The sequence below is a fragment of the Pseudomonas sp. K5002 genome, assembly GCF_013386655.1.
In the GTDB taxonomy this organism is placed as follows: Bacteria; Pseudomonadota; Gammaproteobacteria; order Pseudomonadales; family Pseudomonadaceae; genus Aquipseudomonas.
Genome location: NZ_JACARK010000521.1, coordinates 1 through 12009, shown reverse-complemented (window position 1 = coordinate 12009; position 12009 = coordinate 1). Strand labels below are relative to the sequence as shown.

12 protein-coding genes and 1 pseudogene are annotated in these 12009 nt (G+C 61.3%); 5 read left to right on the top strand and 8 right to left on the bottom strand.

Translation table 11 applies throughout. From position 1 onward, the window contains the following. Together HX846_RS22325 and HX846_RS22320 are read right to left on the bottom strand one after the other, a co-directional pair. Positions 1-308 (bottom strand): annotated as a pseudogene (locus HX846_RS22325) (YdcF family protein); the annotation flags it as partial. A 103-nt stretch (positions 309-411) separates the two neighbouring features. Further along, positions 412-729 carry a hypothetical protein gene (locus HX846_RS22320; protein WP_008436575.1) on the bottom strand — a complete coding sequence of 106 codons (318 nt, stop codon included), beginning with the start codon at positions 727-729 and terminating at the stop codon, positions 412-414. Between the two features lie 261 nt (positions 730-990). On the opposite strand from HX846_RS22320, the gene leuS reads away from it, so the two are divergent. The 5 genes from leuS (at position 991) to HX846_RS22295 (ending at position 7006) form a co-directional block, all read left to right on the top strand. Continuing rightward, positions 991-3597, top strand: coding sequence for a leucine--tRNA ligase (gene leuS, locus HX846_RS22315; protein WP_178966106.1), 2607 nt, complete (start codon positions 991-993; stop codon positions 3595-3597). 90 nt (positions 3598-3687) lie between these two features. Then, positions 3688-4293, top strand: coding sequence for an LPS assembly lipoprotein LptE (gene lptE, locus HX846_RS22310; protein WP_177035962.1), 606 nt, complete (start codon positions 3688-3690; stop codon positions 4291-4293). 39 nt (positions 4294-4332) lie between these two features. Next, complete coding sequence (holA, locus tag HX846_RS22305) at positions 4333-5370, top strand: DNA polymerase III subunit delta (protein ID WP_008436560.1); 1038 nt, start codon at positions 4333-4335, stop codon at positions 5368-5370. An 84-nt stretch (positions 5371-5454) separates the two neighbouring features. After that, the gene (gene arfA / locus HX846_RS22300) at positions 5455-5619 is read left to right on the top strand and encodes an alternative ribosome rescue factor ArfA (RefSeq protein WP_003176285.1); all 165 of its coding nucleotides are present in this window, start codon (positions 5455-5457) and stop codon (positions 5617-5619) included. A gap of 61 nt (positions 5620-5680) precedes the next feature. Then, positions 5681-7006, top strand: coding sequence for a lytic murein transglycosylase (locus HX846_RS22295; RefSeq protein ID WP_003215443.1), 1326 nt, complete (start codon positions 5681-5683; stop codon positions 7004-7006). Between the two features lie 133 nt (positions 7007-7139). Here HX846_RS22295 and HX846_RS22290 read toward each other — a convergent pair whose 3' ends face one another. The 6 genes from HX846_RS22290 to HX846_RS22265 all read right to left on the bottom strand — a co-directional run. After that, positions 7140-8075, bottom strand: a complete 936-nt coding sequence (locus tag HX846_RS22290) for an LD-carboxypeptidase (RefSeq protein WP_178966105.1) — start codon at positions 8073-8075, stop codon at positions 7140-7142. A 233-nt stretch (positions 8076-8308) separates the two neighbouring features. Beyond that, positions 8309-9328 (bottom strand): lipoyl synthase, encoded by a 1020-nt coding sequence (gene lipA, locus HX846_RS22285; protein WP_003215441.1) that lies wholly within the window; start codon positions 9326-9328, stop codon positions 8309-8311. Positions 9329-9330: 2 nt separating this feature from the next. Continuing rightward, a complete protein-coding gene (gene lipB, locus HX846_RS22280) occupies positions 9331-9978 on the bottom strand; it encodes a lipoyl(octanoyl) transferase LipB (protein WP_003215439.1) in 648 nt (215 codons plus the stop codon). Next, on the bottom strand, positions 9978-10253 hold the full coding sequence (locus tag HX846_RS22275; RefSeq protein ID WP_003215438.1) for a DUF493 domain-containing protein: 276 nt from the start codon (positions 10251-10253) through the stop codon (positions 9978-9980). The genes lipB and HX846_RS22275 overlap by 1 nt, the downstream gene beginning before the upstream one ends. Positions 10254-10337: 84 nt before the next feature. Next, on the bottom strand, positions 10338-11495 hold the full coding sequence (locus HX846_RS22270; RefSeq protein WP_003215437.1) for a D-alanyl-D-alanine carboxypeptidase family protein: 1158 nt from the start codon (positions 11493-11495) through the stop codon (positions 10338-10340). A 185-nt stretch (positions 11496-11680) separates the two neighbouring features. Then, positions 11681-12009 (bottom strand): SPOR domain-containing protein (locus HX846_RS22265; protein WP_178966104.1); only part of this gene is annotated, 329 nt, incomplete at its 5' end.

Genomic DNA, 12009 nt, shown 5'->3' with positions numbered 1-12009 from the left:
GTCGGCTGATCGGAGCCCCACGCCGGATCCCCGCGCTCACGCCCCGAGCCCAACACCACGATGGCATCAGCCCGCTGCGCCAGGGTCGCCCATTCATCACGGGCCAGAGGCGGCTCGGTCTCCAGGGCCTTTGCGCCCCATTGAACCGCCACCGGCAGGCTCATCAGCCACATCCCGCCAAACCCCAGGGCAAAGCACACGGCCGCCAGCCGCGGTCGGCTGCGACGAAACCACCAGGCAAGGGCCAGCAACAGCAACAGGATGCCGGGCGGCAACAACAATTGTTTAATGAAATAGCGAATAGGCATCGGGCATCTCCAAAGATGCCCGAAGCCTAAGGTGTAACGGGGTTAAGCGACAATCTTTACAGGAACAGACGCTGAGAAGGCTACAGATCACTAACGCGGTACTTCACTTGAAACGCACGGACCGGAGTTTTTCCGGGCTGCGACCGGCCGAAAAATCCTTGAGCCATACCACCTTGGCCGATCGCGAAAACTCCTGGGCTGGCGGGGAGGCCATGCCATGGGACGCGCGATGCTCATTCAATTCCAGATACACCCTGATCACGTCCAGCTCTGCCTGGCTCAAGCCACGCAGTTCCAACTCCAGAGGCCGTTCATCACACAATCGGCCTGCGGTTTTTGCTGCATCCAGTGCTCGACCCAAACGGTCGATCAGTCCTTCGTACACCTGCGGTTTCGTTAAAGTTCGCTGCGAATCAACCATCCCTCACCTCATTGAAGATAAGACTCACTCCCCACTAAACAGCGTAGTCCTGCTTGCCCTGCCTGCCTGGCGCCGCGACCAACGGCCTCGGCGGCGCAATCAGGGTTTCCCTCGATAGAGTGGGGTCATGTATGCTACGGCGCTTCCTGTAACTCCACTTCCCGCAGGGTTTGGGCACGGACGCGCCGCTTTTTGGTGTCGATCAACCTGAACGTTGCACCGAAGAGGATTAGGCCACCCCTATTCAGTTCAAAAGTAGCCATGCACGAACAATATCAGCCCCGTGAAATAGAAAATGCCGCCCAGTCGTTCTGGGATGAGCAAAAGTCCTTTGAAGTCAGTGAACAGCCAGGCAAGGAGACTTTCTATTGCCTATCGATGTTCCCTTACCCCAGCGGCAAGCTACACATGGGGCATGTGCGCAACTACACCATCGGCGACGTCATCTCCCGCTACCAGCGCATGCTGGGCAAGAACGTCCTGCAACCCATGGGTTGGGACGCCTTCGGCATGCCGGCGGAAAACGCCGCGATGAAGAACAACGTAGCGCCCGCCAAGTGGACCTACGAAAACATCGCCTACATGAAGACCCAGCTGCGCAGCCTGGGCCTGGCGGTGGACTGGTCCCGCGAGGTGACCACCTGCAAGCCTGATTACTACCGCTGGGAACAATGGCTGTTCACTCGCCTGTTCGAAAAAGGCGTGATCTACAAGAAGAGCGGCACAGTGAACTGGGACCCGGTGGACCAGACCGTACTGGCCAACGAACAAGTGATCGACGGCCGCGGCTGGCGTTCCGGCGCGCTGATCGAAAAGCGCGAAATCCCGATGTACTACTTCAAGATCACCGCCTACGCGGATGAACTCCTGTCGAGCCTCGACGATTTGCCGGGCTGGCCCGAGCAGGTCAAGACCATGCAACGCAACTGGATCGGCAAGTCCCGTGGCATGGAAGTGCAGTTCCCCTACAACGTCGACTCCATCGGCGCAGAAGGTGTACTGAAAGTCTTCACCACCCGTCCGGACACCCTGATGGGCGCGACCTACGTCGCCGTGGCCGCCGAACACCCGCTGGCCACCCAGGCCGCACAGAACAACCCTGAGCTGCAGGCGTTCATCGCCGAATGCAAGGGCGGCAGCGTCGCCGAAGCCGACGTCGCCACCCAGGAGAAAAAGGGCCTGCCGACCTCGTTGTTCGTCGAGCACCCATTGACCGGCGAGAAGCTGCCGGTGTGGGTCGCCAACTACGTGCTGATGCACTACGGTGATGGCGCAGTAATGGCTGTGCCGGCCCACGACGAGCGCGATTTCGAATTTGCCGTCAAGTACAACCTGCCGATCAAGTCCGTGGTGCGCACCAGTTCGGGCGACACCAACCCGGCTCCGTGGCAGGACGCGTACAACGAACACGGCACCCTGATCAATTCCGGCGAGTTCGACGGCCTGGATTTCGAAGGCGCCTTCGATGCGATCGAAGTCGCGCTGATCAAGAAAAACCTCGGTGCCTCGCGCACCCAGTTCCGCCTGCGTGACTGGGGCATCAGCCGCCAGCGCTACTGGGGCTGCCCGATCCCGATCATCCACTGCGAAACCTGCGGTGACGTGCCGGTACCGGAAGACCAACTGCCGGTCGTATTGCCCGAAGACGTGGTGCCGGACGGTGCTGGCTCGCCATTGGCGCGCATGCCCGAATTCTACGAGTGCACCTGCCCGAGCTGCGGTGCCCCGGCCAAACGCGAAACCGACACCATGGACACCTTCGTGGAGTCTTCGTGGTACTACGCCCGCTACGCCTCGCCGCACTATGAAGGCGGCCTGGTGGAAAAATTCGCGGCCGACCACTGGCTGCCGGTAGACCAGTACATCGGCGGTATCGAACACGCCATCCTTCACCTGCTGTACGCGCGCTTCTTCCACAAGCTGATGCGTGATGAAGGCCTGGTGAGTTCCGACGAGCCGTTCAAGAACCTGCTGACCCAGGGCATGGTGATTGCCGAGACTTATTACCGCCGCGAAGCCAATGGCGCCTACACCTGGTTCAACCCGGCAGATGTCGAGCTGGAGCGTGACAGCAAGGCCAAGGTGATCAGCGCCAAGCTGAAATCCGACGGCCTGCCGGTGGAAATCGGCGGCACCGAGAAGATGGCCAAGTCGAAAAACAACGGCGTCGACCCACAGTCGATGATCGACCAGTTCGGCGCGGACACCTGCCGCCTGTTCATGATGTTCGCCTCGCCGCCTGACATGAGCGCGGAATGGTCGGACTCCGGCGTCGAAGGTTCGCATCGCTTCCTCAAGCGCGTCTGGCGCCTGGCGCACGCCCATGTCAGCCAAGGCTTGCCGGGCAAGCTGGACGTGGCGGCCCTGAGCGATGAGCAAAAAGTCATTCGCCGCAGCACCCACCTGGCCATCAAGCACGCCAGCCAGGACGTGGGCCAGCACCACAAATTCAACACCGCCATCGCCCAGGTGATGACGCTGATGAACGTGCTGGAGAAAGCGCCGCAGGCCACCGAACAGGACCGCGCACTGGTACAGGAAGGCCTGGAAACGGTCACCCTGCTGCTGGCGCCGATCACGCCACACATCAGCCACGAACTGTGGAACCAGTTGGGCCACAGCGGTGCCGTCATCGATGCCGGCTGGCCGGTACAGGATGACAGCGCCCTGGTACAGGACACGCTGCAACTGGTGATTCAGGTCAACGGCAAGCTGCGTGGCCAGATCGACATGCCGGCCAGCGCCAGCCGTGAAGACGTCGAAGCCGCCGCCCGTATCAATGAGAACGTGCTGCGCTTCACCGAAGGCCTGACGATCCGCAAAGTGATCGTGGTGCCCGGCAAACTGGTCAATATCGTCGCTAGCTAATCGGATCGGGCGCCGAGGGAATAACCCTGGCGCCGAACAAAACCTCCAGGGCCTCGATAAGGCCCACATGGTTTCAAGGGGAGCATCAAAATGATCAAACGCAATCTGCTGGTTATGGGCCTTGCCGTGCTGCTGAGCGCTTGCGGCTTCCAGCTGCGCGGCACCGGCACCACCGAACTGGCGATCAAGGAACTGGACGTCACCGCCCGCAACTCCTACGGCGAGACAGTGCAACAGCTGCGCCAGGTCCTGGAAAACAGTGGCGTCAAAGTCTATTCAGGCGCGGCTTACAAGCTGAACCTGCTGGATGAGAAAGAAGAGCAGCGCAACCTCAGCTATGCCAGTGCCGGGCGTGCTTCGGACATTGAGCTGAGCACCACGCTCTTCTTCGAAATCCAGGGCCATGACCACCTGCCGCTGATGGGCGACAAGATCCAGATACAGAAAGTCGTGAGCCACGACGGCAACAACCTGGTGGGTTCGGACTCCGAAACCATCCAGGTGCGCAAGGAAATGCGTCGTGAACTGGTGCAGCGCATGGTCCTGCGCCTGCAACTGATCACGCCGGAGCAACTGGATAAGCTGCAGCAAACCGCGGATGCCAAGGCCAAGGCAGATGCCGATGCGCTGAAAGCGGCGCAAGAGTATGAAGACAGCCAACCTAAACAGTCGCCTGTCGAAGTTCCTGTCGAGTAAGCCAGACGGGGCGCCCCAGGCGCCCCGTTCACCCTGCCTATGAAACTCGCCCCCGCCCAACTCGCCAAGCACCTGCAAGGCAGCCTTGCGCCCGTCTACATCGTCAGCGGTGATGACCCGCTGCTGTGCCAGGAGGCTGCGGACGCAATTCGCACCGCCGCCCGCCAACAGGGCTTCGATGAACGCCAGGTATTCAGCGCCGACGCCAGTTTCGACTGGGGTACGCTGCTGCAAGCCGGGGCGAGCATGTCGCTGTTCGCCGAAAAACGCCTGCTGGAACTGCGCCTGCCTTCGGGCAAGCCCGGCGACAAAGGCGCGGCGGCTTTGATGGAATACTGCGCACGCCCTGCCGAAGACACGCTGCTGCTGATCAGCCTGCCCAAGCTCGATGGCAGTGCGCAGAAAACCAAGTGGGGCAAGGCGCTGGTGGAAGGTGGCCAGACTCAGTTCATACAGATCTGGCCGGTGGACAGCAGCCAACTGCCGCAGTGGATTCGTCAGCGCCTGTCGCAATCCGGGCTGAGTGCCAGCCAGGATGCGGTGGAGCTGATCGCGGCGCGGGTGGAAGGCAACCTGCTGGCCGCCGCCCAGGAAATCGAAAAGCTCAAGCTGATGGCCGAGGGTGGCCAGATCACCGTCGAAACCGTACAAGGCGCCGTGGCGGACAGCGCGCGCTTTGACGTATTTGGCCTGGTGGATGCGATCCTCAACGGCGAACCCGCCCACGCCCTGCGCATGCTCGAAGGGCTGCGCGGCGAAGGCGTCGAGCCGCCGGTGATTCTCTGGGCCCTGGCGCGAGAATTACGGCTGCTGGCCAATATTGCCCTGCAGTACAGCCAGGGCATCCCACTGGACAAGGCCTTCAGCCAGGCGCGGCCACCGGTATGGGACAAGCGCAAACCACTGATCAGCAAAGCCCTGCAACGGCACTCGGCGCAACGCTGGGCGCAATTGCTGCTGGAAGCCCAACGCATTGACGCGCAGATCAAGGGGCAGGCGGCTGGATCGCCGTGGATGAGCCTGAGTCGTTTGTCACTTTTGATGTCAGGACAGCGCTTGGCGCTGCCTGCTGAATAGTCCTACGTATCGCTGGGCTGGACAGAATCCAAACTTCGGCAGATGATTCGCACCGCATCATCAACCTGCCAGAGAGTACCCATCATGAGCAAAAAGCCATCAAAGCATGGCCCCAACAAGGCCAAATCCATCATCGCCCAGCCGTTGTTCCGCAGTCGCCAGGAACGAGCCGGCAAAGGCAAAGGCAGCTACCGCCGCGAAGCCTTCCAGTCTAATAGCTGGGAGGCTTCTTACTTTCTGGCTGCCTGAAGGCAAGCGCCCCTCCGGCATGATAAGGTCTGTACCTGATTCGTATTCCCTGGACCTGTGCATGCCCTCTAGTCTTTCCCGTCGTTGGCACCTTCGCCAACTGATCGCTGCCTCCAGCCTCATTCTGTTAGTCGCCTGCGCGGAAAAACCCACCGCTGCCGATGCCCAACCCCTGCCCCCGCTCCAGACTGCACCGGTAGCTGCGCCTGCCGTCGTTGCGCCACTGGTGGCAGACAATCTTGATATCCAGCCGACCCAGACCTTTGCCGAATGGCAGGCGGGGTTTCGCGTGGAAGCCTTGAAGGCCGGTATCACGCCACAGGTTTTCGACACGGCCTTTGCCAATGTCGTACCCGACATGGCGGTGATCCGCGCAGACCGCAGCCAGCCGGAGTTCTCCCGCCCGGTATGGGAATACCTCGATGGCGCGCTGTCGCCGCTGCGGGTGCGCAATGGCCAGTCGCTGCTGGTGAAGTATGCCGACATTCTGCAACGCATTGAGGACCGTTACGGCGTCGATCGCCAGGCGCTGGTCTCGGTGTGGGGCATGGAGAGTAACTTCGGCCAGTTCCAGGGCAACAACTCGGTGATCCGCTCACTGGCAACCCTGGCCTATGAAGGCCGTCGCCCGGCCTTCGCCCAGGCGCAGCTGCTGGCGGCGCTGCAAATCATCCAGCATGGCGATATCGCCGCCGACCAGATGAAAGGCTCCTGGGCCGGGGCCATGGGCCAGACCCAGTTCATCCCGACCACCTATAACACCCACGCCGTGGACTTCGACGGTGACGGCCGCCGCGATATCTGGAACAGCCCGGCCGACGCCCTCGCCTCCACCGCGCACTACCTGCAAAGCTCCGGCTGGCAGAAAGGCCAGCCCTGGGGCTTCGAGGTGCAGCAACTGCCGTTGAATTTTGATTACGCCCTGGCCGATGGCAGCGTACGCAAGACCGTTGGCGAGTGGCTGAAACTGGGAATCCAGGTGCCGCCGGGCGCCAGCGTGCCGGCCAACGTCGACCAGCTTTCCGCCGCCCTGTTGCTGCCGGCCGGCTATCGTGGCCCGGCGTTCCTGGTGCTGGATAACTTCCGCGCGATCCTCAAGTACAACAACTCGTCGTCCTACGCGTTGGCAGTTGGGTTGTTGTCGGAACGCTTCGGGGGCGGTGGCTTGATTCGTGGGAGCTGGCCGAAAGATGAGCTGCCGTTGACTCGCTCGCAGCGAATTGACTTGCAGACGGTGCTCAGTGCCAATGGTTACGACGCAGGCAACCCGGACGGGATCATCGGTGCGAATACCCGCAAGGCGATTCGTGCCGCGCAGCAGTCCCTGGGCTGGCCGGCGGATGGGTATCCGACGGTGAAGTTGCTGGAGTCGCTGCAAAGCCGATAGATCGGCGTATGGCTGCTACCGCATTCGCGAGCAAGCCCGCTCCCACATTTTGACCGTGCACTTCCTGAAGGAACGCGATCGAAATGTGGGAGCGGGCTTGCTCGCGAAGAGGCCTTTATCGGCGCTACAAAGTTCAGGCCTTAAACACCACATCCTGTTCCAACACCAACCGCTTCTCCCCCGCATCCAGCCGCACCCTGGCGCCCAACGGCAAGGTCAGGTTCGGGTTGCAGTGCCCGCTGCGCCAGCCGGACAGCACAGGAATGCACAACGGCTCGAAGGTCTGCTTCAGCAAGCGCTCAAGCGCAAGGCTATCAACCCCAGCCACATCCCCCACCACCACGCCCGCCACCTGGGCCAGCTTGCCCGCCAGGCGCAAATGGGTGAGCAACCGGTCAATGCGGTACAACGGCTCGTTCACATCTTCGATAAACAGAATGATGCCCTCGGCATCAATCTCGTACGCCGTGCCCATCACCGCTGCGATCATCGATAGATTGCCGCCCAGCAGCCGCCCACAGGCGATGCCTGGCTCGATGGTGGTCAGCGGGTAGGCCACAGGGTGAGCCAGCTGGCTACCGGCTTTCACTTGCCCACGCAGCATGCTGAACAGCGACGACTCGGTAGGCTGTTGCTTTTCACCTAACAGGTCAGCGTTGAACATCGGACCATGGAAGGTGACGAAACCGGCATACCGGTTGATCGCCAGGTGCAGGGCGGTGATATCGCTGTAGCCTACGAATGGCTTGGGGTTGGCCCGGAGCAGGTCAAAGTCCAGGCGGTCCAGCAGGCGTGGCGTGCCGTAGCCGCCGCGCAGGCAGAAAATCGCGTCGATGGTCGAATCGGCGAACGCCGCGTGCAGGTCATCAAGGCGTACCTCATCACTGCCGGCCAGATAGCCATCACGCTGGCTCACGCCCGGAAAGATCCGCAGTGTGTAGCCCCGGGCGCGCATCCATTGCGTGGCCGTGTCGATATCCAGCTCGGCCGGCCCGGCAGGGGCAATCAGCCCGATCACGCCTTCGGCGCGCAGCGCAGGTACCGCACAAGTGGTCAATTGAGTCGTCATCCATGGTTCTCCTCGTGTGGATTGCCCAAGGCACTCTAAACAGCAATGGTTGCAAACAGAAGAGGAAGAGTCAGTAGCAAATGTGGGAGCGGGCCTGGGTGGGAGCGGGCTTGCTCGCGAAGACGGTCAGTCAGTCACCGGATAGGTCAACTAATCCAACGCATTCGCGAACAAGCCCGCTCCCACTCAAGCCGGCTCCCACATGGGTCCTGCAGTGTCCGGCGTTCCGCGTATCAGGACACCAGGCTGGCCTTGACCAGTTTCGCCTGCTCGTCGGCGTGGTACGAGGAACGTACCAGCGGGCCGGAAGCGACGTTCTTGAAGCCCATCTTATAGCCTTCTTCGGCAAACCAGGCGAACACATCCGGGTGCACGAAGCGCTGTACCGGCAAGTGGCTGCGGGACGGCTGCAGGTACTGGCCGAGGGTCAGCATGTCGATGTCGTGTTCGCGCATGCGCTTCATGACTTCGATGACTTCTTCGTCGGTTTCGCCCAGGCCCAGCATCAGGCCGGATTTGGTCGGAATGTGCGGCATCATCTGCTTGAATTTCTGCAGCAGGGTCAGCGACCACTGGTAGTCCGAACCCGGACGCGCAGCCTTGTACAGGCGCGGCACGGTTTCCAGGTTGTGGTTGAACACATCCGGCGGCTCGGCGGCGGTGATTTCCAGCGCCACGTCCATACGGCCACGGTAGTCCGGCACCAGGGTCTCGAGCATCACGTTCGGCGACAGCTTGCGGATCTCGCGGATGCAGTCGGCAAAGTGCTGGGCGCCGCCGTCACGCAGGTCGTCGCGGTCTACCGAGGTAATCACGACATACTTGAGTTTCAGGTCGGCGATGGCGATGGCCAGGCTTTCCGGCTCGTTGACGTCCAGTGGCTTCGGCCGGCCGTGACCAACGTCGCAGAACGGGCAACGACGGGTGCAGATGTCACCCATGATCATGAAGGTCGCGGTGCCACCGGAGAAGCACTCGCCCAGGTTCGGGCAGGACGCTTCTTCGCACACGCTGTGCAGCTTGTGTTTGCGCAGCAGGGCCTTGATGCGGTCGACTTCCGGCGAAACCGGGATACGCACGCGAATCCAGTCAGGCTTTTTCGGCAGTTCGGTGGTCGGAATGATCTTCACCGGGATGCGTGCAACCTTCTCGGCGCCGCGCAGCTTGACGCCGGCTTCTACCTTGGCACGCGGGGCCGGACGCTCGGTAACATCCAGCGTCGGGATCATGGTTTGCACTGCATCAGTAGTCATAATCAGTCGATTCCGCCCGTTAGGGTCGTCTGCTCAGCATAGTCGAGGTGTTTGACGAGCTGCGCGCGCAGCCGGGCACTTACCTCGGCAAATTCTAGTGGTGTTGCGTGATCGCTCAACTGGGTCATCGCCAAACCGGCGTAGCCGCAGGGATTGATCCGTCGAAACGGCGCCAGGTCCATGTCCACATTCAAGGCCAGGCCATGAAAGGAACAACCGTGGCGAATCCGCAAGCCCAGGGAGGCGATTTTCGCGCCATCAACATAAACCCCCGGTGCATCCGGCTTGGCCGCCGCGGTCACACCGTAGCTGGCAAGCAGCTCGATCAGGCATGACTCCATGCGACTGACCAGCTCACGTACGCCAAAACCCAGCCTGCGCACGTCCAGCAACAGATAAGCCACCAATTGACCTGGGCCATGGTAAGTCACCTGCCCGCCGCGGTCGACCTGCACCACCGGGATTTCTCCCGGCAGCAGCAAATGCTCGGCCTTGCCGGCCTGGCCCTGGGTGAAAACCGGCGGGTGCTCCACCAGCCAGATTTCATCCGGGGCTTCGGTGCCGCGCTCGTTGGTGAACCGCTGCATGGCGTGCCACACCGGTTCGTAAGCCATTTGGCCGAGCTCGCGAAAGCCCAGGGTCTGTGACATCACAACACCATGTGCACGAAGCCGGTAGCCCGCAGTTCGCTGTTGATGTTGTAGAGCTGGTCCTGGTCAGTCGCCACGATGTGCAACTGAATAGTGGTGTACTTGCCGTTGGTGCTTTGACGCTCATCCACACGGTCATGGTTGATCGTTGCGTGTTTCTTGACGATCTCGATGATCTTGTCCTTGTTGCCCACGCCCGTATCGCTGATCACCTTGACGGGATAGTCCACGTTTGGGAATTCGATCTTTGGCGCCTTTACTTCGGTATCGGTCATGGCGTAACGGCCTCGTAAGCGTAAGCCGTGGCGACGGGCATAACCCCGCGCCGGATCAGCGCGGGGTCATGCAGGTGCACACTATCAGTTGAACAAGCTGTAGAAGAATAGACGGATGCTATCCCACACGCGTCGGAAGATACCACCTTCGTCGACGGCGTCCAGAGCGATCAGATCGGCGCTGTGCACCACCTTGTCGTCCAGCTTCACTTCGACTTTACCAATCACATCGCCCTTGGCGATCGGTGCGACCAGTTGCGGGTTCATGGTCATGCTGGCCACCAGCTTCTTGAGCTGGCCTTTAGGCATGGTCAGGGTCAGGTCTTCAGCCAGGCCGGCCTTGACTTGATGGGTCGCGCCTTTCCATACAGGGGCTTGAGCCAGCTCGGTGCCTTTCTGGTAGAAGGTCTGGGTTTCGAAGAAACGGAAGCCATAGGTCAGCAGCTTTTGCGTCTCGGCCGCACGGGCCTGCTCGCTGTTGGTACCGAATACCACGGCAATCAGACGCTGGCCGTCACGGACAGCGGACGACACCATGCAGTAGCCGGCTTCTTCGGTGTGGCCGGTTTTCAGGCCATCGACGGTCTTGTCACGCCACAGCAACAGGTTGCGGTTAGGCTGCTTGATGTTGTTCCAGAAGAACTCTTTCTGGGAGTAGATCGCATAGTGCACCGGGTCGACACGAATGATCGCGCGAGCCAGGATCGCCATGTCGTGAGCCGACGAGTAGTGCTCGGGGTTCGGCAGGCCGGTCGGGTTCATGAAGTGGCTGTTGGTCATGCCCAGGTCGGCCACGGTTTTGTTCATCATGTCGGCGAACGCATCTTCGCTGCCGGCGATGTGCTCGGACAGGGCTACGCTGGCGTCGTTACCCGACTGGATGATGATGCCGTGCAGCAGGTCGCTGACGGTCACTTGCGAACCGACCTTGATGAACATCCGCGAACCGCCGGTGCGCCAGGCGTTTTCGCTGACGGTCACCGGATCGTTTTCGCCGATCTGGCCGCGACGGATTTCCAGGGTCGCGATGTAGGCGGTCATCAGCTTGGTCAGGCTGGCTGGGGGCAGGCGCTGGTCACCGTTGTTCTCCACCAGCACGTTGCCGCTGGCGGCGTCCATCAGGACCCAGGCCTTGGCAGCCAGTTGCGGGGAAGCTGGCACCATTTCAACCGCCCAGGCGGCCGGGGTGATGATCAGCGAAAGAAGCAGGCACGTGCGTTTGGCTAAGGTGGTGATGTTCATCCGTCTCTCGAAATTGCTTATGGAAACTTGCCCTCGCGGGCAAAACTATTCAGACAGCCCGTCGCCAGACTGTCGCGTGTTCGGTTGCATGCCCACCCCTTGCCCCTGGGTTTTTATTGTTCAACGAGCCAACAACCAGGGCTCAAACCCGCATGCGAGCCTGAGCCATCAATCCTTTGTACTGCTTACTCGGCGGTGACCACGCTGGGTTGCCCCAGGTTGGCCAGGCGCACGCTGTTCTGCACTTGCGCAACTTCACTCGGCGAGCCGATCGGCCCCATGCGCACACGGTGCAGGGTCTGCTGGTTACGCACAATAGAGCTGATAAAGACTGGCGCGCTGACCATCCCGCTGAGCTTGGACCTTAGCAGCTCTGCCGCGTCCGGGTTGGCGAAAGCGCCGACTTGCAGGTACTGGCCGCCCACGGTAGAGGCTCCCGGTGCTGCATGCGGAATAACCACCGTGTCCGGGGCGTGCTGCGCCGGCGGCGGGGTCCACTGTTCGATCTTGCCGG

What these genes read in the sequence shown, in the direction of transcription:
- HX846_RS22320 (WP_008436575.1), bottom strand. Translation starts at nt 729, where the DNA reads ATGGTTGATTCGCAGCGAACTTTAACGAAACCGCAGGTGTACGAAGGA.
- leuS (WP_178966106.1), top strand. Translation starts at nt 991, where the DNA reads ATGCACGAACAATATCAGCCCCGTGAAATAGAAAATGCCGCCCAGTCG.
- lptE (WP_177035962.1), top strand. Translation starts at nt 3,688, where the DNA reads ATGATCAAACGCAATCTGCTGGTTATGGGCCTTGCCGTGCTGCTGAGC.
- holA (WP_008436560.1), top strand. Translation starts at nt 4,333, where the DNA reads ATGAAACTCGCCCCCGCCCAACTCGCCAAGCACCTGCAAGGCAGCCTT.
- arfA (WP_003176285.1), top strand. Translation starts at nt 5,455, where the DNA reads ATGAGCAAAAAGCCATCAAAGCATGGCCCCAACAAGGCCAAATCCATC.
- HX846_RS22295 (WP_003215443.1), top strand. Translation starts at nt 5,681, where the DNA reads ATGCCCTCTAGTCTTTCCCGTCGTTGGCACCTTCGCCAACTGATCGCT.
- HX846_RS22290 (WP_178966105.1), bottom strand. Translation starts at nt 8,075, where the DNA reads ATGACGACTCAATTGACCACTTGTGCGGTACCTGCGCTGCGCGCCGAA.
- lipA (WP_003215441.1), bottom strand. Translation starts at nt 9,328, where the DNA reads ATGACTACTGATGCAGTGCAAACCATGATCCCGACGCTGGATGTTACC.
- lipB (WP_003215439.1), bottom strand. Translation starts at nt 9,978, where the DNA reads ATGTCACAGACCCTGGGCTTTCGCGAGCTCGGCCAAATGGCTTACGAA.
- HX846_RS22275 (WP_003215438.1), bottom strand. Translation starts at nt 10,253, where the DNA reads ATGACCGATACCGAAGTAAAGGCGCCAAAGATCGAATTCCCAAACGTG.
- HX846_RS22270 (WP_003215437.1), bottom strand. Translation starts at nt 11,495, where the DNA reads ATGAACATCACCACCTTAGCCAAACGCACGTGCCTGCTTCTTTCGCTG.